We start from the raw sequence: 23,639 nt of genomic DNA on the forward strand, positions 1-23,639 counted from the left end.
ACAAAACCGGGTGCCAGCGCAAGCTGGACACCCGGTTTCGACGGTACAACTGCATACCGCGGAATCGCGGACCCCGTCGGGATCCGCGGATCGTCGATATTACTCGATGATCTTGGCGACGACGCCGGCGCCGACCGTACGGCCGCCTTCGCGGATTGCGAAGCGCAGACCTTCTTCCATCGCGATCGGAGCGATCAGCTTCACCGTGATCGACACGTTGTCGCCCGGCATCACCATTTCCTTGTCCTTCGGCAGCTCGATCGAGCCCGTCACGTCCGTCGTACGGAAGTAGAACTGCGGACGGTAGTTGTTGAAGAACGGCGTGTGACGGCCGCCTTCGTCCTTGCTCAGCACGTACACTTCAGCCGTGAAGTGCGTGTGCGGCGTGATCGAACCCGGCTTCGCCAGAACCTGGCCACGCTCCACGTCTTCACGCTTCGTGCCGCGCAGCAGGATACCAACGTTGTCGCCTGCTTGACCTTGGTCCAGCAGCTTGCGGAACATTTCAACGCCCGTGCAGGTCGTCTTCACCGTCGGCTTGATACCGACGATTTCGATTTCTTCGCCGACCTTCACGATGCCGCGCTCAACGCGACCCGTCACAACCGTACCACGGCCCGAGATCGAGAACACGTCTTCCACCGGCATCAGGAACGCGCCGTCAACTGCACGCTCCGGCGTCGGGATGTACGTGTCCAGCGCGTCGGCCAGGCTCATGATCGCCACTTCGCCCAGCTCGCCCGTGTCGCCTTCCAGCGCCAGCTTTGCCGAACCCTTCACGATCGGCGTGTCGTCGCCCGGGAAGTCGTACTTCGACAGAAGTTCGCGAACTTCCATCTCGACCAGCTCGAGCAGTTCAGCGTCGTCCACCATGTCGCACTTGTTCAGGAACACGATGATGTACGGAACGCCAACCTGACGTGCCAGCAGGATGTGCTCACGCGTCTGCGGCATCGGGCCGTCAGCTGCCGAGCAAACCAGGATCGCGCCGTCCATCTGCGCTGCGCCCGTGATCATGTTCTTCACATAGTCAGCGTGGCCCGGGCAGTCGACGTGTGCGTAGTGGCGGTTAGCCGTTTCGTACTCGACGTGTGCCGTGTTGATCGTGATGCCGCGCGCCTTTTCTTCCGGTGCCGCGTCGATCTGGTCGTATGCCTTCGCTTCGCCGCCGAACTTCTTCGTCAGAACCGTCGTGATCGCTGCCGTCAGCGTCGTCTTGCCGTGGTCAACGTGACCAATCGTACCAACGTTCACGTGCGGCTTGGTCCGCTCGAATTTACCTTTTGCCATGATTCTCTTCTTTCAAAAATAATCGATTGTGATAACGAATTACTTCGTCTTCGCGCTGATGATCGCTTCTGCAACGTTCTTCGGAGCTTCAGCGTAGTGCTTGAATTCCATCGTGTACGTTGCGCGACCCTGCGTCAGCGAACGCAGCGACGTCGAGTAGCCGAACATTTCCGACAGCGGCACTTCGGCGCGCACGATCTTGCCGCCGCCCACCATGTCGTCCATGCCCTGGATGATGCCGCGACGACCCGACAGGTCGCCCATCACGTTACCCATGAAGTCTTCCGGCGTTTCCACTTCCACGGCCATCATCGGCTCGAGCAGAACCGGATCCGCACGACGCATCGCTTCCTTGAACGCCATCGAACCAGCCATGCGGAACGCATTTTCGTTCGAGTCGACGTCGTGGTACGAACCGAACGTCAGCGTGACCTTCACGTCGACAACCGGGAAGCCTGCCAGCACACCGCTCTTCAGCGTTTCCTGGATACCCTTGTCAACCGACGGGATGTATTCACGCGGAATCACGCCGCCCTTGATCGCGTCGACGAACTCGTAGCCCTTGCCCAGTTCGCTGCGCTCGAGCGTAATGACCGCATGGCCGTACTGACCACGACCACCCGACTGCTTGACGAACTTGCCTTCGACGTCCGCGGCCGACTTGCGAATGGTTTCGCGGTACGCCACCTGCGGCTTGCCGACGGTCGCTTCCACGCCGAATTCGCGCTTCATCCGGTCGACCAGAATTTCGAGGTGGAGCTCGCCCATGCCCGAAATGATGGTTTGACCCGATTCTTCGTCGGTCTGCACGCGGAACGACGGATCTTCCTGAGCGAGACGGTTGAGCGCCAGGCCCATCTTTTCCTGGTCAGCCTTCGTCTTCGGCTCGACGGCCTGCGAAATCACCGGCTCCGGGAAAATCATGCGTTCGAGCACGATCGGATGTGCCGGATCGCACAGCGTGTCGCCCGTGGTCGCTTCCTTCAGGCCGACCGCAGCAGCGATGTCGCCTGCGCGAACTTCCTTGATTTCTTCGCGCTGGTTCGCGTGCATCTGCAGAATACGGCCGAGACGTTCCTTCTTGTCCTTGGTCGCATTGAGCAGCGTGTCGCCCGAATTGACGACGCCCGAGTAGACGCGGAAGAAGATCAGCTGGCCGACGAACGGGTCGGTCATGATCTTGAACGCGAGTGCCGAGAACTTCTCGTCGTCGGACGCACGGCGTTCCGTCTTCTCGCCATTTTCGAGTTCACCCGTAACCGGCGGGATGTCGACCGGCGACGGCAGGAAATCGATCACGGCGTCGAGCATACGCTGCACGCCCTTGTTCTTGAACGCGGTACCGCACAGCATCGGCTGGATTTCGCACGCGATCGTACGGTCACGCAGACCCTTCACGATCTCGGCTTCGGACAGCTCGCCCGCTTCGAGGTACTTGTTCATCAGGTCTTCGTTCGACTCGGCAGCCGCTTCGACCATCTTTTCGCGCCATTCATTGCACGTGTCGACGAGTTCAGCCGGGATGTCCACGTAGTCGAACTTGGTACCTTGCGATGCCTCGTCCCAAATGATCGCCTTCATCTTGATCAGGTCGACGACACCCTTGAAGCCTTCTTCCGCGCCGATCGGCACCACGACCGGAACCGGGTTCGCCTTCAGGCGCAGACGGAGCTGGTCGTAGACCTTGAAGAAGTTCGCGCCGGTACGGTCCATCTTGTTGACGAACGCGAGACGCGGCACCTTGTACTTGTTCGCCTGGCGCCACACCGTTTCCGACTGCGGCTGCACGCCGCCCACTGCGCAGTACACCATGCACGCGCCGTCGAGCACGCGCATCGAGCGCTCGACTTCAATCGTGAAGTCGACGTGGCCCGGGGTGTCGATGATGTTGATGCGGTGTTCCGGATAGTTGCCGCCCATGCCCTTCCAGAAGGCGGTGGTAGCAGCGGACGTGATCGTGATGCCACGCTCCTGTTCCTGCTCCATCCAGTCCATCGTGGCTGCGCCGTCGTGGACTTCACCGATCTTGTGGTTCACACCGGTGTAAAACAGAATGCGCTCGGTCGTCGTCGTTTTGCCGGCGTCGATGTGAGCGCTAATACCGATATTGCGGTAGCGCTCGATAGGAGTCTTGCGAGCCACTTTGATCCTCTACTGGGATGACGCGATGCAGCGCCGCTGCATCGTGCTTCAACACAAACGGGCGAGGCGCCTGAAAAGCGCACCCGCCCGGAATTTATTTCCGCTAAAAGCCCAGCCAGGCGCTTAGAAACGGAAATGCGAGAACGCGCGGTTGGCTTCTGCCATGCGGTGAACTTCGTCGCGCTTCTTCATCGCGCCGCCACGGCCTTCGGCCGCTTCGGAGAGTTCACCTGCCAGGCGCAGGGCCATCGACTTCTCGCTACGCTTCTTCGCAGCCTCACGCAGCCAGCGCATCGCCAATGCCATACGACGCGACGGGCGCACTTCGACCGGAACTTGATAGTTGGCACCACCAACGCGACGGCTCTTCACTTCGACCACCGGCTTGACGTTGTTGAGCGCAACCGTGAACACTTCCAGCGGGTCCTTGCCACCCTTGGTCTGGATTTGTTCGAATGCGCCATAAACGATGCGCTCTGCGACCGACTTCTTGCCGGACAGCATCAGCATGTTCATGAACTTGGCTACATCAACGTTACCGAACTTCGGATCCGGCAACACTTCCCGCTTGGGGACTTCGCGACGACGCGGCATGATTCTTCCTTTACTTGTTCAGTTGGAGCTGGTTCCAGCTCCGCGGCCACCAACAAACCCGATCACATCTTCACGACTAACCAGCTTGGCCGGGTGACCACTTACTCGACAGCACCGGCAATCCGGCACTCCCGCCTTGACCGCCCTGCGGCGATCCCTGATCAAAAACTGCTTACTTGGCAGCCTTTGCACGCTTCGCGCCGTACTTCGAGCGCGCTTGCTTACGGTCCTTGACGCCCTGGGTATCCAGCGAGCCGCGAACCATGTGGTAACGCACACCCGGCAAGTCCTTGACACGGCCGCCGCGGATCAGCACAACCGAGTGTTCCTGCAGGTTGTGGCCTTCACCGCCGATGTACGAAATCACTTCGAAGCCGTTCGTCAGACGAACCTTGGCGACCTTACGGAGTGCCGAGTTCGGCTTCTTCGGCGTCGTCGTGTACACACGGGTGCACACGCCGCGACGCTGGGGGCAGTCCTGCAGGGCCGGGCTCTTGCTCTTCGTCGTTTCCGACTGACGGCCTTTGCGAACCAGTTGGTTGATGGTTGGCATTGTTTATTCCTGAAATTGAACAAAATCTGCGCATCGATTTCGGGCAAAGCGAGAATCGGCGCACAGTTGACTTCCGAACCGGCGAAACGGGGCGAACTTTCGAACGCAACTCGGCCCACCGAATACCGGAACCCAGCATCATATTCCGGAAATACCAACTAAGTCAACGGCTTGCGTGATTCGCCGGCCGGACATGCGGTTTACCGGAAGGGTCGGAACACCTGTGTCAGGCCGACTCGACGACGTCGATGATCTCGTCGCCGAAGCGCTCCAGCTTGCGCACGCCCATGCCGGGGATATGGCGCAGGTCGTCGATCGACTCTGGCGCATTGCGTGCGATCTCGGCGAGCGTCGCGTCGTGGAAGATCACGTAGGCCGGCACGCCGTCCGTCTTCGCGGTTTCCGCACGCCATGCGCGCAGCGCATCCCACCGTGCGCGCTCACGCGTGCCCATGCCGGCCGTCGGATCGACGCGCGTACCGCTGCGGCTCGACGACTGGCGCGTACGCTGCGGCTTCACGTAGCGGCGCAGCGTGACCTTCTCCTCGTTCTTCAGCACGGGCTTCGCGGCCTCGGTCAGCACGAGCGCGCCGAAGCCGCCATGATCGACGGCCAGGTAGCCGTACGCGACGAGCTGCCGGAAAATCGCGCGCCACTCCGGCTCCGACAGCGACGCACCGATGCCGAACGTCGTGAGCTGGTCGTGGCCGCGCTGCAACACCTTCTCGGTGCGCCCGCCGCGCAGGATCTCGATCAGGTGGCTCGAACCGAAATTGAAGCCGCTCGCGCGCTGCGCGCGGAACACGCACGACAGCGCCATCTGCGCCTCACGCGTTGCATCCCACGAAGCGGGCGGCTCAAGGCACGTGTCGCAGTTGCCGCACGGCTTGCTCTCTTCGCCGAAGTAGTTCAGCAGCCGCACGCGGCGGCACGAGATCGTCTCGCACAGCCCGAGCAGCGCGTCGAGCTTCGACGTCTGGACGCGCTTGTGTGCGTCGTCCGCATCGGACTCGTCGATCATCTTGCGCTGCTGGACGACGTCGCCGAGACCGTACGCCATCCACGCATTCGCGGGCATCCCGTCGCGGCCGGCGCGGCCCGTTTCCTGGTAGTACCCTTCGACGCTCTTCGGCAGATCCAGGTGTGCGACGAAGCGCACGTCCGGTTTGTCGATGCCCATGCCGAACGCGATCGTCGCGCACATCACGATGCCTTCCTCGCGCTGGAACATTTCCTGGTGCTTCTGCCGCACCTCGAACTCCATCCCTGCGTGATACGGCAGCGCACGCACGCCCTGCGCCTTCAGCCATTCGGCCGTTTCCTCGACCTTGCGGCGCGACAGGCAATAGACGACGCCCGCATCCGTCGTACCGTCGGCATTCGTGTGTTCGGCGCGGATGAAATCGAGCAGCTGCGAACGTGCGTTGTCCTTTTCGACGATCCGGTAGCGGATGTTCGGGCGATCGAAGCTCGACACGAACACGCGCGCGTCGTCGAGCGCGAGACGGTGGATGATCTCGTCGCGCGTGATGGCGTCGGCCGTGGCGGTCAGCGCGACACGTGGAACCGACGGGAACCGCTCGTGCAGCACCGACAGCTGGATATATTCCGGGCGGAAATCGTGCCCCCATTGCGACACGCAATGCGCCTCGTCGATCGCGAACAGGCCGATCTTCGCGCGCTCGAGCAGGTCGAGGAAGCGCCCCGTCATCAGCCGTTCCGGTGCGACGTACAGCAGGTCGATTTCGCCTTCGCGCAACGCGCGCTCGGTCGCCGCGGCCTCGGCACCCGACAGCGTGGAATTGAGGTACGCCGCGCGCACGCCGACTTCGCTGAGTGCGGCGACCTGATCCTGCATCAGCGCGATCAGCGGCGACACGACGATGCCCGCGCCCTGCCCGGCCTCGCGGCGCAGCAGCGCCGGAATCTGGTAGCACAGCGACTTGCCGCCGCCGGTCGGCATCAGCACGAGGCAATCGCCACCGCCGGCGACGTGTTCGACGATCTCGCCCTGCTGGCCGCGAAATGCGGGGTAACCAAATACTTCGTCGAGGATTTCGAGGGCGCGGGACATGAATGAGGACAGGGGCGGCTAAACGATGACCGCAATTTTAACAACCCGCTCGCGCGACGCGTGGCGAATCGTGCAGTTTTGGCCGGTTGGCCAGGGTTCGTTCGCGCGCATGACGGGCCTGCCAGGGCCACGCTGCGAGTGATTGCGATGGCTGCGGCGGCACCTGCAGCCAGGCGGCGCCTGGCTCGCAAGCAACCTCCGGCGGCACGGTACAAGTCCGTCATGCGCGAGAACGACAGATGAAAAAAAACCGCCCGGCAGAACCGGGCGGTTTCGATGACAGCGATGACAGCAAGGCAAGGCGGCTCGCGCCGCCCGCGCTTACTCGGCTGCCGGGTGTTGCTGCGGCTCTTCTGCCGGCGCGCTCGGCGTGCCGAAGTCGAATGCCTCTTCCGCTGCGATCTGGTCGAAACGCTCGCGATCCGACGATTCCTTCGCCTTGCGTGCCTTGTGGAACGCGAGACCCGTACCGGCCGGAATCAGACGGCCGACGATCACGTTTTCCTTCAGGCCGCGCAGATCGTCGCGCTTGCCCATGATCGCCGCTTCGGTCAGCACGCGGGTCGTTTCCTGGAACGATGCCGCGGAGATGAACGAGTCGGTCGACAGCGATGCCTTCGTGATACCGAGCAGTACGTTGTCGTACGAAGCCGGACGCTTGTCCTCGGCGATCATGCGATCGTTCTCGTCCAGCATGTCGGAACGCTCGACCTGTTCGCCCGGGATGAAGCGCGTATCGCCGTTGTCGGTGATCTGCACACGACGCAGCATCTGGCGAACGATCACCTCGATGTGCTTGTCGTTGATCTTCACGCCCTGCAGACGATACACGTCCTGCACTTCGTCGACGATGTAGCGCGACAGCGCCTCGATACCCTGCAGACGCAGGATGTCGTGCGGATCGGCCGGACCGTCCACGATCATTTCGCCCTTGTTGACGACCTGAGCATCGTGAACCAGAACCTGCTTTTCCTTCGCGATCAGGAACTCGTGCTGGTTGCCCTCGAGATCCGTGATGACGAGACGCTGCTTGCCCTTCGTGTCCTTACCGAACGACGTCGTACCGGTGACTTCCGCGAGAATGCCGGCATCCTTCGGCGAACGCGCTTCGAACAGTTCCGCCACCCGCGGCAGACCGCCGGTAATGTCACGCGTCTTCTGCGCTTCCGTCGGGATACGTGCGAGCACTTCACCGACCTGCACTTGCTGACCGTCCTTCACGGTGATCAGTGCGCCGACCTGGAAGCCGATCTGCACCGCATGCTCCGTGCCCGGGATCTTCACTTCGTCGCCGTTCGCGTCGAGCAGCTTCACCTGCGGACGCACGCTCTTCGAAGCCTGCGAACCGCGGCGCTTCACGTCGATCACGACCAGCGTCGACAGGCCGGTCACGTCGTCGATCTGCTTCGCGACCGTCACGCCTTCCTCGACGTTCTCGAACTTCACCGTACCGCCGTACTCGGTGATGATCGGACGCGTCATCGGATCCCACGTCGCCAGCTGCGTGCCGGCCTTGATCGCCGCGCCGTCGAGCTGCAGCAGCGTCGCGCCGTACGGGACCTTGTGACGCTCGCGCTCGCGGCCGTAATCGTCGGTGATCAGCGCCTCGCCCGAACGGGAGATGACGATCTGCTCGCCCTTCGCGTTGGTGACGTAACGCATCGTCGCCGTGAAGCGCAGGATACCGTTGCTCTTCGCTTCGACCGACGAAGCCACTGCCGCACGCGATGCCGCACCACCGATGTGGAACGTACGCATCGTCAGCTGCGTGCCCGGCTCACCGATCGACTGTGCCGCGATCACGCCGACTGCTTCGCCGACGTTCACGAGCGAGCCGCGGCCGAGGTCACGGCCGTAGCAGGCTGCGCACAGGCCGTAACGCGTTTCGCAGGTCAGCGGCGTGCGCACGCGCACTTCGTCGATGCCGAGGCGTTCGATTTCCTCGACCGCCGTTTCGTCGAGCAGCATGCCCGATTCGTACACCGTTTCCTGCGTTTCCGGGTTCACGACGTCCGCGACCGCAACGCGGCCGAGGATACGGTCACGCAGCGCTTCGACGACTTCACCGCCTTCGACGAGTGCCTTCATTGCCACGCCGTTCGACGTGCCGCAATCGTCTTCCACCACGACCAGATCCTGCGTGACGTCGACGAGACGACGCGTCAGGTAACCCGAGTTCGCGGTCTTCAGTGCCGTATCAGCCAGACCCTTACGTGCACCGTGGGTCGAGATGAAGTACTGCAACACGTTCAGACCTTCGCGGAAGTTCGCGGTAATCGGCGTCTCGATAATCGAGCCGTCCGGCTTCGCCATCAGGCCACGCATACCGGCCAGCTGACGAATCTGCACCGCCGAACCCCGGGCGCCCGAGTCGGCCATCATGTAGATCGAGTTGAACGACTCCTGGCGGGTGGCGTTGCCGTCGCGGTCCGTCACCGGCTCCGTCGACAGCTGCTCCATCATCGCCTTGCCGACCGCTTCCGACGTTGCCGACCAGATGTCGACCACGTTGTTGTAGCGTTCCTGCGCGGTGACGAGACCCGACATGTACTGGCGGTCGTACTCCTTCACCTTCTTCGCGGCGTCGCCGACGATCGTTTCCTTCTGCGGCGGCACGAGCATGTCGTCCACGCAGATCGAGATGCCGGCGCGCGTCGCGAGACGGAAACCCGACTGCATCAGCTGATCGGCGAACACCACCGTCGCGCGCAGACCGCACTTGCGGAACGCCGTGTTGATCAGGCGCGAGATTTCCTTCTTCTTCAGCGGCTTGTTCAGCACCGAGAACGGCAGGCCGTGCGGCAGGATCTCCGACAGAATCGCGCGACCGACGGTCGTCGCGTACAGCGAGATCTTCGGCACGAATTGCGGCGCGCCTTCCGACGTGTCTTCGTTGTGGACCATTTCGGTGATCCGCACGTTGACGCGCGAGGCCAGCTCGACTTCCTTGTTCTCGTACGCGCGGAGCACTTCCGACACGCCGGTGAACGACAGGCCTTCGCCCTTCGCATTGACCGCTTCGCGGGTCGCGTAGTACAGACCCAGCACGATATCCTGCGACGGCACGATCGACGGATCGCCGTTCGCCGGGAACAGCACGTTGTTCGACGCCAGCATCAGCGTGCGCGCTTCCATCTGCGCTTCGAGCGACAGCGGCACGTGAACAGCCATCTGGTCACCGTCGAAGTCGGCGTTGAACGCCGCGCAGACGAGCGGGTGCAGCTGGATTGCCTTACCTTCGATCAGCACCGGCTCGAACGCCTGGATACCGAGACGGTGCAGCGTCGGCGCACGGTTCAGCATCACCGGGTGCTCGCGGATCACCTCTTCGAGGATGTCCCACACCACCGGCGTCTGGTTCTCGACTTCCTTCTTCGCAGCCTTGATGGTCGTCGCGACGCCCATCACTTCCAGCTTGTTGAAGATGAACGGCTTGAACAGCTCGAGCGCCATCAGCTTCGGCAGACCGCACTGGTGCAGCTTCAGCGTCGGGCCGACCACGATGACCGAACGGCCCGAGTAGTCGACGCGCTTGCCCAGCAGGTTCTGACGGAAACGACCGCCCTTACCCTTGATCATATCGGCGAGCGACTTCAGCGGACGCTTGTTCGCGCCCGTCATCGCCTTGCCGCGACGACCGTTGTCGAGCAGCGAGTCGACAGCTTCCTGCAGCATCCGCTTTTCGTTGCGGACGATGATTTCAGGGGCCTTCAGCTCGAGCAGACGCTTCAACCGGTTGTTACGGTTGATCACGCGGCGATACAGGTCGTTCAGGTCCGACGTCGCGAAACGGCCGCCGTCCAGCGGCACGAGCGGACGCAGTTCCGGCGGCAGCACCGGCAGCACTTCGAGGATCATCCACTCGGGCTTGATGCCCGAGCGCTGGAATGCCTCGAGGACCTTCAGGCGCTTCGCGTACTTCTTGATCTTCGCTTCCGAGCCGGTGTTCTTCAGCTCGGTGCGCAGCGTCTCGACCTGCTCGTCGATGTTGATCGCGCGCAGCAGTTCACGCACGCCTTCCGCGCCCATTTCGGCACGGAATTCGTCGCCGTATTCCTCGACCTTGTTGTAGTAATCCTCTTCGGTCATGATCTGCCGCGCCTTCAGCGGCGTCATGCCCGGTTCGATCACCACGTAGGCTTCGAAGTACAGCACGCGTTCGATGTCGCGCAGCGTCATGTCGAGCACCATGCCCAGACGCGACGGCAGCGACTTCAGGAACCAGATGTGAGCGACCGGCGAGGCCAGCTCGATGTGGCCCATGCGTTCGCGACGCACCTTCGCCAGCGTCACTTCGACGCCGCACTTCTCGCAGATCACGCCGCGGTGCTTCAGACGCTTGTACTTGCCGCACAGGCACTCGTAGTCCTTGATCGGCCCGAAGATCTTCGCGCAGAAGAGACCATCGCGTTCCGGCTTGAACGTACGGTAGTTGATGGTCTCCGGCTTCTTCACCTCACCGAACGACCACGAACGGATCTTGTCCGGCGAGGCCAGACCGATCTTGATCGCGTCGAAAACTTCTTCCTGTTGGACTTGCTTGAATAGATCGAGCAGAGCTTTCATTGCTTTCTCTCCGTAGTCCGATTAATTGCGGTCGAGATCGATATCGATACCGAGCGAGCGGATTTCCTTCACGAGCACGTTGAAGGATTCCGGCATGCCTGCATCGATCACGTGATCGCCCTTGACCAGGTTCTCATAGACCTTGGTCCGGCCGTTCACGTCGTCCGACTTCACCGTCAGCATTTCCTGCAGCACGTAGGACGCGCCGTACGCTTCGAGTGCCCACACTTCCATTTCACCGAAACGCTGGCCACCGAACTGCGCCTTACCACCCAGCGGCTGCTGCGTGACGAGCGAGTACGGGCCGGTCGAACGCGCGTGCATCTTGTCGTCGACCAAGTGGTGCAGCTTCAGGTAGTGCATGTAGCCGAGCGTCACGCGACGTTCGAACATTTCACCCGTGCGGCCGTCGTACAGACGGACCTGGTTCTTCGACGGGTTCATGCCGAGCTGTTCAGCGATGTCGTCCGGGAACGCGAGGTCGAGCATCTTGCCCATTTCTTCCTCGGTCGCACCGTCAAACACCGGCGTTGCGAACGGCACGCCTTCGCGCAGGTTCTTCGCGAGTTCGAGGATCTCTTCGTCGGTGAAGCTTTCCAGGTCTTCCTGGCGGCCCGAGTCGTTGTAGATCTTCGTGAGGAACACGCGCATTTCCTCGATCTTCGCCTGACGCTGCAGCATTTCGCCGATACGCCAGCCGAGGCCCTTCGCGGCCCAGCCGAGGTGCACTTCCAGAACCTGACCCACGTTCATCCGCGACGGAACGCCCAGCGGGTTCAGCACGACGTCTGCCGGACGGCCATCGGCCATGTACGGCATGTCTTCGATCGGGACGATCTTCGACACGACACCCTTGTTACCGTGACGGCCTGCCATCTTGTCGCCAGGCTGCAGGCGACGCTTGACCGCGAGGTACACCTTGACCATCTTCAGCACGCCCGGCGGCAGTTCGTCGCCTTGCGTGAGCTTCTTGCGCTTCTCTTCGAACGCGAGGTCGAACTGGTGACGCTTTTCTTCGATCGAGTTCTTGATCGCTTCGAGCTGCGCCGCTGCTTCGTCGTCCGCGAGGCGGATGTCGAACCAGTGGTAGTGGTCGAGGTCTTCCAGGTAAGCCTGGTCGATCTTCGTGCCCTTCGCGAGCTTCTTCGGACCGCCGTTCGCGACCTTGCCCACGAGCATGCGTGCGAGACGCTGGAACGCGTCGCCTTCCACGATGCGCAGCTGGTCGTTCAGGTCGAGACGATAGCGCTTCAGTTCGTCGTCGATGATCTGCTGCGCACGCTTGTCGCGCTGGATGCCTTCACGCGTGAACACCTGGACGTCGATCACGGTGCCGCTCATGCCCGACGGCACGCGCAGCGACGTGTCCTTCACGTCCGAAGCCTTCTCGCCGAAAATCGCGCGCAGCAGCTTCTCTTCCGGCGTCAGCTGGGTTTCGCCCTTCGGCGTGACCTTGCCGACCATCACGTCACCCGCTTCGACTTCCGCACCGATGTACACGATGCCCGATTCGTCGAGACGGCCGAGCTGGACTTCCGCCAGGTTCGAGATGTCGCGCGTGATTTCTTCCGGTCCGAGCTTGGTGTCGCGTGCAACGACGTTCAGCTCTTCGATGTGGATCGACGTGTAGCGATCGTCCGCAACGACCTTCTCCGAGATCAGGATCGAATCCTCGAAGTTGTAGCCGTTCCACGGCATGAACGCGATCAGCATGTTCTGGCCGAGCGCGAGCTCACCCAGGTCCGTCGAGGCGCCGTCGGCCAGCACGTCGCCGCGCGAGACCTTGTCGCCCATCTTCACGATCGGACGCTGGTTGATGTTCGTGTTCTGGTTCGAACGCGTGTACTTGATCAGGTTGTAGATGTCGACACCGACTTCACCTGCGACTGCTTCGTCGTCGTTCACGCGAATCACGATACGGCCTGCGTCGACATAGTCGACGACGCCGCCACGGAACGCCTGAACCGTCGTACCCGAGTCGACCGCACAGGTGCGCTCGATGCCCGTACCGACGACCGGCTTTTCCGGACGCAGACACGGCACGGCCTGACGCTGCATGTTCGAACCCATCAGTGCACGGTTCGCGTCATCGTGCTCAAGGAACGGAATCAGCGAAGCTGCCACCGACACGATCTGCGACGGCGCAACGTCCATGTACTGGATACGGTCCGGCGTGACCATCATCGTTTCGCCTGCTTCACGCGACGACACGAGTTCGTCGATCAGCTGGCCGTTCTCGTCGATCGCGGCGTTCGCCTGCGCGATCATGTAACGGCCTTCTTCGATCGCCGACAGGTAGTCGATCTGGTCGGTCACCTTGCTGTCCACGACCTTGCGGTACGGCGTCTCGAGGAAGCCGTACTCGTTCAGGTGCGCATACAGTGCGAGCGAGTTGATCAGACCGATGTTCGGACCTTCCGGCGTTTCGATCGGGCACACGCGGCCATAGTGGGTCGGGTGCACGTCGCGGACTTCAAAGCCTGCGCGCTCGCGCGTCAGACCGCCCGGGCCCAGTGCGGAAACACGGCGCTTGTGCGTGATTTCCGACAGCGGGTTGGTCTGGTCCATAAACTGCGACAGCTGCGACGAACCGAAGAACTCGCGGATCGCCGACGAAATCGGCTTCGAGTTGATCAGGTCGTGCGGCATCAGGTTTTCGCTTTCGGCCTGGCCGAGGCGTTCCTTGACCGCGCGTTCGACACGCACGAGACCCGCGCGGAACTGGTTTTCCGCCAGTTCGCCGACGCAACGCACACGACGGTTGCCGAGGTGGTCGATGTCGTCCACTTCGCCCTTGCCGTTGCGCAGCTCGACGAGAATCTTGATCGTCGCGAGGATGTCGTCGTCCTGCAGCGTCATCGGGCCGGTGATCTCGTCACGGCTGACGCGGCGGTTGAACTTCATGCGGCCGACCTTCGACAGGTCGTACGCTTCTTCGCTGTAGAACAGACGGTTGAACAGTGCCTCGACCGCTTCTTCGGTCGGCGGCTCGCCCGGACGCATCATGCGGTAGATCGCGATGCGCGCGGCAGTCCGGTCGGTCGTTTCGTCGACACGCAGCGTCGACGAGATGTACGGGCCCTGGTCCAGGTCGTTCGTGTAGAGCGTCTGGATGTCCTTGATGCCCGCTTCGCGCAGCTTCTCGAGCACGCTTTCCGTGACTTCGTCGTTCGCGCTCGCGATCACTTCGCCGGTATCGCCGTCGACGACGTTCTTCGCCAGCACGCGGCCGAGCAGATAGTCTTCCGGCACCGAGATGAATTTGGTCTTCGCGGCTTCGAGGTCGCGAATGTGCTTCGCGTTGATCCGCTTGTCCTTCTGGACAATGACCTTGCCATCACGATCCGTGATGTCGAAACGCGCGACTTCACCACGCAGGCGCTCGGGCACGAACTCGAGTTGCGCGCCTTCGTCCATCAGCGTGAAGTTGTCGAACACGAAGAAGTTCGCGAGGATCTGTTCCGGCGTGAGGCCGATGGCCTTCAGCAGGATCGTGACCGGCATCTTGCGGCGACGGTCGACGCGGAAGTACAGGATGTCCTTCGGGTCGAATTCGAAGTCGAGCCACGAGCCGCGGTACGGAATGATCCGTGCCGAGAACAGCAGCTTGCCCGAGCTGTGCGTCTTGCCCTTGTCGTGTTCGAAGAACACGCCCGGCGAACGGTGCAGCTGCGAGACGATGACACGCTCGGTGCCGTTGATGACGAACGAGCCCGTCGGCGTCATGAGCGGCATTTCGCCCATGTACACTTCCTGCTCTTTCACTTCCTTGACGACCGGCTTGTTCGGCGATTCCTTGTCGAGGATGACAAGGCGGACCTTCGCGCGCAGCGCGGAGCAGTACGTCAGGCCACGCTGCTGGCATTCCTTGATGTTGAATGCCGGCGCGGACAACGCATAGCTCACGAACTCGAGGCGCGCGAAACCGTTGTGCGAAACAATGGGAAATACCGATGTGAACGCGGCCTGCAAACCTTCAGGCTTGCGTTGCGTGGCCGGCACATCGGCTTGCAGAAACGTGCTGAATGATTCAAGCTGGGTAGCCAGCAAGAAAGGAACTTGGTGAACGATGGGGCGCTTCGCGAAACTCTTGCGAATGCGCTTCTTCTCGGTGAAGGAATATTGCATACGATCTCCGAATCACGGCGGGTGCTATCGAGGCGGAATACCTCGACGTTTCAAACCCGAGTGTTCACCGACTGAGACCCGATGGCCGTCCGACGGCTTGAACGAGCCGAGAAGCTTGGTGGTTGGCCGCTACCAACCGCTGGCTGACGGCAGCGGATGCCTGTGTTGCCCGCTACCCGACCAAACTTGCCTTCTGCAGTCGCTTCAGAAGACAAAGAGAACCGCCATTCGTGATCAATGACAACGATCAGGCGGTTTTCTTTGGCTTCTGGGGCCGATTATTCGGGCTCCCGAATGAGTGCCAGAATAACGTCCCCACAAAGCACAAAAAGGCCGGCGGTGTAAATACCGCCAGCCTTCGCACAGCGCGCCGAAACTTACTTGACTTCGACCTTCGCGCCTGCGTCTTCCAGCTTCTTCTTGGCTTCTTCAGCAGCAGCCTTGTCGACGCCTTCCTTGACAGCCTTCGGTGCGCCGTCAACGACGTCCTTCGCTTCCTTCAGGCCCAGGCCCGTCAGTTCGCGAACTGCCTTGATGACTGCAACCTTGTTGCTGCCTGCTTCAGCCAGAACGACCGTGAATTCGGTCTTCTCTTCTGCTGCAGCAGCTGCGCCGCCGCCTGCCGGGCCAGCGACTGCCACTGCAGCTGCCGACACGCCAAACTTCTCTTCGAATGCCTTGACCAGTTCGTTCAGTTCCAGAACGGTCATCCCTTCGACTGCTGCCAGGATGTCTTCTTTTGCGATTGCCATTTGAAATACTCCTAAATTGAATTCGGATACAGCCAGCGATCAATGACGCTGATGCACGTTCGATTACGCAGCTTCCGCTTGCTTCTTCTCGGCCAGCGCGGCCAGAGCACGCGCGAAGCCCGAAACAGGCGATTGCATAACGAACAGCAGCTTCGAGAGCAGTTCTTCGCGGCTCGGGATGCTTGCCAGCGCTTGCACGCCAGCCTTGTCCATCACCTTGCCATCGAACGAACCAGCCTTGATGACCAACTTGTCATTGCTCTTGCTGAAGTCGTTGACGACCTTAGCAGCAGCAATTGCATCTTCCGAGATGCCGTAGATCAACGGGCCAGTCATCTGCTCTGCCAGCGGAGCAAACGGCGTACCTTCAACAGCGCGACGCGCCAGCGTGTTCTTCAACACGCGCAGGTAAACCTGTTGCTCACGCGCTTTCGCGCGCAGCTTGGTCAGATCGCCAACCGCAATTCCACGATACTCAGCCAGCACAACGGTCTGGGCCTTCGCGACTTGCGCGGAAACCTCAGCGACGACGGCTTGCTTGTCTTCTCTATTAAGCGGCACGGTTAGCCTCCAGAAACGATACGCTCGGCACGAAACCTCACGTACCTCGTTCAACAACGGCGTCCGACCTCGTTAGGAGTATTTCCACCTCACGCCGGGAATCGCTTCACGGCCTGCGGCTTCACCACTGCAAAACTTTTTCGGGTTCGCCATCTGCGTTGGCTTGAATTAAGGGATCACCTGACTGCTGCGCCCCACCAACGGTCTTTGATAACCGGTTGTTCGCCCTGCTGCACGAACAACCGCCCAAAGCCCATGTAGGCCGCTTCGCGAACGAAGCGGCCCGAATACTTGCTTACTGTGCTGCCAGCGTAGCCTGGTCGACACGCACGCCAACGCCCATCGTGCTCGACAGTGCGATCTTGCGCAGGTAGACGCCCTTGCTCGTTGCCGGCTTAGCCTTCTGCAGCGCTTCGATCAGCGCCGACAGGTTCGAACGCAGTGCGGTCGGCTCGAACGATGCACGGCCGATGGTCGCGTGGATGATACCGGCCTTGTCGACACGGAATTGCACCTGACCAGCCTTCGCGTTCTTGACGGCGGTTGCGACGTCCGGCGTGACCGTACCGACCTTCGGGTTCGGCATCAGGCCGCGCGGGCCGAGGATCTGACCGAGCGTACCGACGATACGCATCGTGTCCGGCGAAGCGATCACGATGTCGAAGTCCATCTGGCCAGCCTTGATCTGCTCTGCCAGGTCTTCCATACCGACGATTTCCGCGCCTGCGGCACGAGCTTGCTCAGCCTTTTCGCCTTGCGCGAACACAGCAACGCGAACCGACTTGCCCGTACCTGCCGGCAGAACGACCGAACCACGAACGACCTGGTCCGACTTCTTCGCATCGATGCCGAGCTGGACTGCGACGTCGATCGACTCGTCGAACTTCGCGCTCGCGCATTCCTTCACGAGGCTCAGTGCGTCTTCGATCGCGTACAGCTTCTGACGATCAACCTTGGCGGCAAATGCCTGACGGCGCTTGGAGATCTTAGCCATTTACACGCCCTCCACAGTGATGCCCATCGAGCGTGCGCTACCAGCGATGGTGCGAACGGCTGCGTCCAGATCAGCTGCCGTAAGGTCCGGCATCTTGGTCTTCGCGATTTCTTCAGCTTGAGCGCGCGTGATCGAACCGACCTTGTCGGTGTGCGGCTTGCTCGAGCCCTTGTCCACCTTCGCCGCCTTCTTGATCAGGACGGTCGCCGGCGGCGTCTTCATCACGAACGTGAAGCTCTTGTCAGCGAATGCCGTGATGACCACCGGCACCGGCAGACCCGGCTCCATGCCTTGAGTCTGCGCGTTGAACGCCTTGCAGAACTCCATGATGTTCAGGCCGCGCTGGCCCAGTGCCGGACCGACCGGCGGCGACGGGTTGGCTTTACCTGCAGGGATCTGCAGCTTGATAAAGCCGATAATCTTCTTTGCCATTTGTGAACCTCATTGGAACGCCAGAGAAGGCGTTCGGTGAGTAATAACGCGCTTTCGCCGCTGGCTACTGACGCTCCTCAACGGCCATGACGCGGACCGTAAGCGCGAAGGTGGGCAGCCGAGGCTGCCCACCGAATCGGGATCAAACTTTTTCGACCTGGCCGAACTCGAGTTCGACCGGAGTGGATCGGCCAAAGATGGTGACCGACACACGCACGCGCGATTTTTCGTAGTTGACTTCTTCGACGGTGCCGTTGAAGTCCGTGAACGGGCCTTCCTTGACACGCACCATCTCGCCGACTTCGAACAGGGTCTTCGGGCGCGGCTTTTCGACGCCTTCCTGCATCTGCGACATGATCTTTTCGACTTCCTTCGGGGAAATCGGGGTCGGGCGGTTACGCGCACCGCCGACGAAACCGGTGACCTTCGCGGTGTTCTTCACGAGGTGCCACGTTTCGTCCGTCATTTCCATCTCCACCAGCACGTAGCCAGGGAAGAAACGACGCTCGGTCACAGCCTTGTGGCCGCCTTTGACTTCGACCACTTCTTCGGTCGGAACCAGGATCTGACCGAATTTGTCCTGCATGCCAGCACGTTCGATGCGCTCTTGAAGCGCGCGTTGCACGCTCTTCTCCATACCGGAGTAGGCGTGCACGACGTACCAACGCTTTCCGCTCGGGGATGCCGGAGTATCGCTCATATCATTTCCAACCCAGAATCGCCGAGAAAATCACCCATTCGATCGATTTGTCACTCAACCAGAGGAAAATCGCCATCACGAGCACGAAACCGAACACGACGAGTGTGGTTTGCGTTGCTTCCTTGCGGGTGGGCCAAACGACCTTCCGGACTTCCTTGTACGAATCCTTGGCAAAGGCGATGAGGCTCTTGCCAGGGGCGGACATCAGCCCGACGGCCACGCCGGCGATGATACCTACCGCCAACGCGGCACCGCGGACATACCACTGCTGATTGGCCAGCCAGAAGAAGCCCACGAATCCGGCCAAGACCAGCAATACGCCCAGGGCCAGCATCAGCTTATCGCCGGAGGTATTTACAGTTTCGACGGATGGATTCGCCATAACACCTTAAAACAAATGCCACGTAGGACACGTGGCTATTTTTTGGCAGGGGCAGAGGGAATCGAACCCCCAACCTTCGGTTTTGGAGACCGACGCTCTGCCAGTTGAGCTATACCCCTAAACCATGCTGGGGCTGGCTGTTGCCAGCCCCAAAACTGTCGATCAACGAATAACTGGCTTACTCGATGATCTTGGCGACGACGCCGGCGCCGACCGTACGGCCGCCTTCGCGGATTGCGAAGCGCAGACCTTCTTCCATCGCGATCGGAGCGATCAGCTTCACCGTGATCGACACGTTGTCGCCCGGCATCACCATTTCCTTGTCCTTCGGCAGCTCGATCGAGCCCGTCACGTCCGTCGTACGGAAGTAGAACTGCGGACGGTAGTTGTTGAAGAACGGCGTGTGACGGCCGCCTTCGTCCTTGCTCAGCACGTACACTTCAGCCGTGAAGTGCGTGTGCGGCGTGATCGAACCCGGCTTCGCCAGAACCTGGCCACGCTCCACGTCTTCACGCTTCGTGCCGCGCAGCAGGATACCAACGTTGTCGCCTGCTTGACCTTGGTCCAGCAGCTTGCGGAACATTTCAACGCCCGTGCAGGTCGTCTTCACCGTCGGCTTGATACCGACGATTTCGATTTCTTCGCCGACCTTCACGATGCCGCGCTCAACGCGACCCGTCACAACCGTACCACGGCCCGAGATCGAGAACACGTCTTCCACCGGCATCAGGAACGCGCCGTCAACTGCACGCTCCGGCGTCGGGATGTACGTGTCCAGCGCGTCGGCCAGGCTCATGATCGCCACTTCGCCCAGCTCGCCCGTGTCGCCTTCCAGCGCCAGCTTTGCCGAACCCTTCACGATCGGCGTGTCGTCGCCCGGGAAGTCGTACTTCGACAGAAGTTCGCGAACTTCCATCTCGACCAGCTCGAGCAGTTCAGCGTCGTCCACCATGTCGCACTTGTTCAGGAACACGATGATGTACGGAACGCCAACCTGACGTGCCAGCAGGATGTGCTCACGCGTCTGCGGCATCGGGCCGTCAGCTGCCGAGCAAACCAGGATCGCGCCGTCCATCTGCGCTGCGCCCGTGATCATGTTCTTCACATAGTCAGCGTGGCCCGGGCAGTCGACGTGTGCGTAGTGGCGGTTAGCCGTTTCGTACTCGACGTGTGCCGTGTTGATCGTGATGCCGCGCGCCTTTTCTTCCGGTGCCGCGTCGATCTGGTCGTATGCCTTCGCTTCGCCGCCGAACTTCTTCGTCAGAACCGTCGTGATCGCTGCCGTCAGCGTCGTCTTGCCGTGGTCAACGTGACCAATCGTACCAACGTTCACGTGCGGCTTGGTCCGCTCGAATTTACCCTTGGCCATTTTCGACTCCCAAAAGGAATTTCACAGGTTGCGCCGCGCGCAAACAAGACACTGACTTTTTACTGCTGGTGCCCATGGGCAGGATCGAACTGCCGACCTCTCCCTTACCAAGGGAGTGCTCTACCACTGAGCCACATGGGCGCTTTAAGCTTCAACTTCGCGGTCTGGAGCGGGTGAAGGGAATCGAACCCTCGTCGTAAGCTTGGAAGGCTTCTGCTCTACCATTGAGCTACACCCGCACGGGCCACAAACGATTCCGTTACCGCTCACTGCACTGATATCTTGGTGGAGGAGGTTGGATTCGAACCAACGTAGGCGTAAGCCAACAGATTTACAGTCTGCCCCCTTTAGCCACTCGGGCACCCCTCCGTAGAGAACTGACGATTATGGGGGTGCATCGCACATCTGTCAAGCACATCCGGAAGATTATTTTCACTCTCTTCCCGACACTTGCTTGACCACCGATCTCCCGCCCTTGCCCGGCTAAGGCAAGCATGGGTACCACCGATCAGCGCCACATCTTCGTCAGACTCCGCCCTCAACGTCGATCTGCATCTACGCTGAAAACGAAAGACCGCCATCATACGACCTCTTGAGCACTCTGCCAAGCGGGTAGATGCAAATTTTTCGCAAATATCGTGCCGGGGGCTCCGCCGACGCTGCTTCCGGTATTCGTAGGGGCTTTAGCGACATTGCTTGCGGGACACCGGAGCCTCGCGTCGAATGCCTCGATGTCGCCTGGCCGCAGGAAACGGGAGAGATGCGCGGGCGGGTTTGCGCGCGCGTCCGGTCGTTGCGCCGGACAGCGAAGCCTTGCTTCCGGTACTGAATCGCGGTTGGCGCTACGAACGCTCGAGCTCGGCGGCGAGACAGCGAACTTCGCCGTGTTTGCCCCGCGCGCCGAGACCAGTTGCGAGGCGCTTACGATCACTGCTTCTCCGACTTTTTGTCGAGCTTGTCGAGTTTCCTGGAAATCGCTTTGACGGCTCGATTGAAATTGCCGATTGCCGTTTCGAGCGCGTAACTCGGCATATGTGTGCGCCGCACAAAATCTCGAATGCGCTTTGTTATTTCGCCTGGCTCGAAATCCCATGCCCGTACTGTAGAATCGTCCAGTCGCGCTGCACCTCTGAGCGGCGCCGGAGGTAGGCGAGGACTGCGTCCGAGTCACTCAAGATAGCGCACCCGACTTCGGCGAGCGCCTCAGTATCCAGCAGAAATCCCGTAAAAAAGCCGCCCGAAGGCGGCGGTTAAATCTATTCATCGTTATTCTTCGAGCAGCCAACAAGCCATAACACCGTCTGGACTTTCAAACTCCTGCGTTACCTCCGAGGAACTGCATGAACTCGATAATCTCAAAAGTCAAAAGAGCCTTTGAACGACGAGCGGCAACCCGGTCAGGCATAATCGACTGGAAAAACGAGCGAACTTACAGGCTTTGGTTTGAAGAACCCGACGCGTTAACGCGAGTTCCAGAAATCGCGGATCGGTGGGGGCTCAGCTCAGATGAGCGCGATTTGCTATCTAAATGGGTAACAGACGGCTACTTCACGATGCCGGACGTATTTGGCCTCGCTGACCTCGAAGCCTATGCGTCAGAAGTCGATAGCGCCTGGTTCGCCGACAAAGCGATCGACGGCCTGACCATCTCGGACGTCATCGTCGACGGAGTCAAGACGACTCACATGCCGCACAGCGACCTACTTGCCCTTCCGCGCGAAACTCGCAGTCAAGCGAGAGAGGAATCGAACTGGCGCATCGGCGAGTTCCATCTGTATAACCAGGCCGCCGCGAAGATCTTTCGCAACAAGCAGGCTATCCGCATCTGTTCCGCGCTACTCGACCGCGCAGCCGTGCCGCACTTTTCGCTGACCTTTTCAAAGGGAAGCATGCAACTTCTGCATCAGGACACATGCGTCTTCCACACATGGCCGATGAATGCGCTTATCGGCGTGTGGGTCGCACTCGAAGACATCAAGCCAGGCTCTGGCCCGCTCGTCTATTTCCCGAAGTCGCACCGCGAGCCACTTTTCAGCGAGTTCGACAACTACCCGCAGACACAACGCCGCACATCACCCCCCGAGCAATCAGATCGGTATCAAGAGTACATTGAACAGGTTGCGTCGAAATACGAGCGCAATGAGTTCCTCGCGAAGAAGGGCGAGGTCCTTTTCTGGCACGGGATGCTCGTGCACGGCGGCGCCGATTATGTCGCCCCAGGGAGCACGCGCAAGTCATTCGTGATCCACTACATGCCGGAAGGCGGAAACGTCGCACACCGCGTTCAAGGTCCCTTCAACTGGTGATCATTTCCAATGCCTCCCCATTCGGCGAGGGCATTGGCGATCAGGTTCCCAGGGGAATGACGACACCTTCGGAAACGACGAAGTCGGGCGCCGGTCGCAGCACGGACTATCGCGTGCAACGACTTTCGATACGCAACTCAAACCTTCGGAACGGAAACGTTGCTTTCGGGACAACGGAGTAGCGTTACATCCGACTTCGACAGCCGGCCCTTTGCTCGGCCGCGGCACATCGGCATGCCCCTTTTAACAACATCCGCCTCTGCTGGCTGAGAAGACGTAGCCCTTAACCGCGCCGATAGGAGCTGCTCCGCTCCGCAAGAGGGAGGGTGATCCGGCCGGTGGCGGTGGTGTGCAATGAGTGCAATGCCCTTCCCCCGCACGCACGCATTTCCGTCGCTCAAATGCAAAAACCCCCGCCTTTCGGGCGGGGGTTCTTGGCTTAGGGAGCCTGACGATTACCTACTTTCACACGGGAATCCGCACTATCATCGGCGTAGAGTCGTTTCACGGTCCTGTTCGGGATGGGAAGGGGTGGGACCGACTCGCTATGGTCATCAGGCAAAAGGGGTTGTTGTGCTGGCTTCGCAGCACAACCAATCTTGGAAGAAGCAGTAATTTTAAGTTGTGTGTATCACACACGAGAATCCAACCAGTCCTGGCTCACACGCATGGAGCCGAAACAGACTTGTTATAGGATCAAGCCTTACGGGCAATTAGTATCAGTTAGCTGAACGCATTACTGCGCTTACACACCTGACCTATCAACGTCCTGGTCTCGAACGACCCTTCAAGGGGA

At 60.7% G+C, this 23,639-nt stretch carries 15 protein-coding genes, 4 tRNA genes and 2 rRNA genes; 1 reads left to right on the forward strand and 20 read right to left on the reverse strand.

What is annotated here, in order from left to right:
- Positions 1-99: 99 nt before the first annotated feature.
- The 18 genes from tuf (QZM67_RS23375) to QZM67_RS23460 all read right to left on the reverse strand — a co-directional run bounded on the left by tuf (QZM67_RS23375) (position 100) and on the right by QZM67_RS23460 (position 20,906).
- Positions 100-1,290 (reverse strand): elongation factor Tu, encoded by a 1,191-nt coding sequence (gene tuf / locus QZM67_RS23375; RefSeq protein ID WP_011350666.1) that lies wholly within the window; start codon positions 1,288-1,290, stop codon positions 100-102.
- 39 nt (positions 1,291-1,329) lie between these two features.
- Complete coding sequence (gene fusA, locus QZM67_RS23380) at positions 1,330-3,432, reverse strand: elongation factor G (protein WP_011350673.1); 2,103 nt, start codon at positions 3,430-3,432, stop codon at positions 1,330-1,332.
- 123 nt (positions 3,433-3,555) lie between these two features.
- Positions 3,556-4,026 carry a 30S ribosomal protein S7 gene (gene rpsG / locus QZM67_RS23385; protein WP_006477195.1) on the reverse strand — a complete coding sequence of 157 codons (471 nt, stop codon included), beginning with the start codon at positions 4,024-4,026 and terminating at the stop codon, positions 3,556-3,558.
- Between the two features lie 172 nt (positions 4,027-4,198).
- Positions 4,199-4,579 carry a 30S ribosomal protein S12 gene (gene rpsL, locus QZM67_RS23390; RefSeq protein ID WP_006400662.1) on the reverse strand — a complete coding sequence of 127 codons (381 nt, stop codon included), beginning with the start codon at positions 4,577-4,579 and terminating at the stop codon, positions 4,199-4,201.
- A gap of 226 nt (positions 4,580-4,805) precedes the next feature.
- Complete coding sequence (gene recQ / locus QZM67_RS23395; RefSeq protein ID WP_043191862.1) at positions 4,806-6,653, reverse strand: DNA helicase RecQ; 1,848 nt, start codon at positions 6,651-6,653, stop codon at positions 4,806-4,808.
- 321 nt (positions 6,654-6,974) lie between these two features.
- On the reverse strand, positions 6,975-11,219 hold the full coding sequence (gene rpoC / locus QZM67_RS23400) for a DNA-directed RNA polymerase subunit beta' (RefSeq protein WP_301806961.1): 4,245 nt from the start codon (positions 11,217-11,219) through the stop codon (positions 6,975-6,977).
- 21 nt (positions 11,220-11,240) lie between these two features.
- Positions 11,241-15,347 (reverse strand): DNA-directed RNA polymerase subunit beta, encoded by a 4,107-nt coding sequence (rpoB, locus tag QZM67_RS23405; protein ID WP_175024576.1) that lies wholly within the window; start codon positions 15,345-15,347, stop codon positions 11,241-11,243.
- Positions 15,348-15,724: 377 nt separating this feature from the next.
- On the reverse strand, positions 15,725-16,099 hold the full coding sequence (gene rplL, locus QZM67_RS23410) for a 50S ribosomal protein L7/L12 (protein WP_009687178.1): 375 nt from the start codon (positions 16,097-16,099) through the stop codon (positions 15,725-15,727).
- A 63-nt stretch (positions 16,100-16,162) separates the two neighbouring features.
- Positions 16,163-16,660, reverse strand: coding sequence for a 50S ribosomal protein L10 (rplJ, locus tag QZM67_RS23415; protein ID WP_021161756.1), 498 nt, complete (start codon positions 16,658-16,660; stop codon positions 16,163-16,165).
- Between the two features lie 295 nt (positions 16,661-16,955).
- Entirely contained in the window at positions 16,956-17,654 is a 699-nt protein-coding gene (gene rplA / locus QZM67_RS23420) for a 50S ribosomal protein L1 (protein ID WP_006482906.1), read from the reverse strand.
- A complete protein-coding gene (rplK, locus tag QZM67_RS23425; protein ID WP_006477201.1) occupies positions 17,655-18,086 on the reverse strand; it encodes a 50S ribosomal protein L11 in 432 nt (143 codons plus the stop codon). It lies immediately after the preceding gene.
- 142 nt (positions 18,087-18,228) lie between these two features.
- Positions 18,229-18,786 (reverse strand): transcription termination/antitermination protein NusG, encoded by a 558-nt coding sequence (nusG, locus tag QZM67_RS23430; RefSeq protein ID WP_006400672.1) that lies wholly within the window; start codon positions 18,784-18,786, stop codon positions 18,229-18,231.
- A gap of 1 nt (position 18,787) precedes the next feature.
- Complete coding sequence (secE, locus tag QZM67_RS23435) at positions 18,788-19,168, reverse strand: preprotein translocase subunit SecE (protein ID WP_006482892.1); 381 nt, start codon at positions 19,166-19,168, stop codon at positions 18,788-18,790.
- 43 nt (positions 19,169-19,211) lie between these two features.
- Positions 19,212-19,287: transfer RNA gene (locus QZM67_RS23440), tRNA-Trp, on the reverse strand.
- A gap of 59 nt (positions 19,288-19,346) precedes the next feature.
- The gene (tuf, locus tag QZM67_RS23445) at positions 19,347-20,537 is read right to left on the reverse strand and encodes an elongation factor Tu (protein WP_011350666.1); all 1,191 of its coding nucleotides are present in this window, start codon (positions 20,535-20,537) and stop codon (positions 19,347-19,349) included.
- A gap of 66 nt (positions 20,538-20,603) precedes the next feature.
- Positions 20,604-20,678 (reverse strand) — tRNA-Thr (locus QZM67_RS23450).
- Between the two features lie 24 nt (positions 20,679-20,702).
- A tRNA-Gly gene (locus QZM67_RS23455) sits at positions 20,703-20,776 on the reverse strand.
- Between the two features lie 44 nt (positions 20,777-20,820).
- A tRNA-Tyr gene (locus tag QZM67_RS23460) sits at positions 20,821-20,906 on the reverse strand.
- Positions 20,907-21,877: 971 nt separating this feature from the next.
- On the opposite strand from QZM67_RS23460, the gene QZM67_RS23465 reads away from it, so the two are divergent.
- Positions 21,878-22,843, forward strand: coding sequence for a phytanoyl-CoA dioxygenase family protein (locus QZM67_RS23465; protein WP_301806966.1), 966 nt, complete (start codon positions 21,878-21,880; stop codon positions 22,841-22,843).
- A 446-nt stretch (positions 22,844-23,289) separates the two neighbouring features.
- Here the strand turns inward: QZM67_RS23465 and rrf are convergent.
- Positions 23,290-23,402 (reverse strand): 5S ribosomal RNA (gene rrf, locus QZM67_RS23470).
- Between the two features lie 133 nt (positions 23,403-23,535).
- Positions 23,536-23,639, reverse strand: a 23S ribosomal RNA gene (locus tag QZM67_RS23475); the annotation flags it as partial.

This window comes from Burkholderia sp. AU45251 (genome assembly GCF_030482905.1).
Lineage (GTDB): Bacteria > Pseudomonadota > Gammaproteobacteria > Burkholderiales > Burkholderiaceae > Burkholderia > Burkholderia aenigmatica.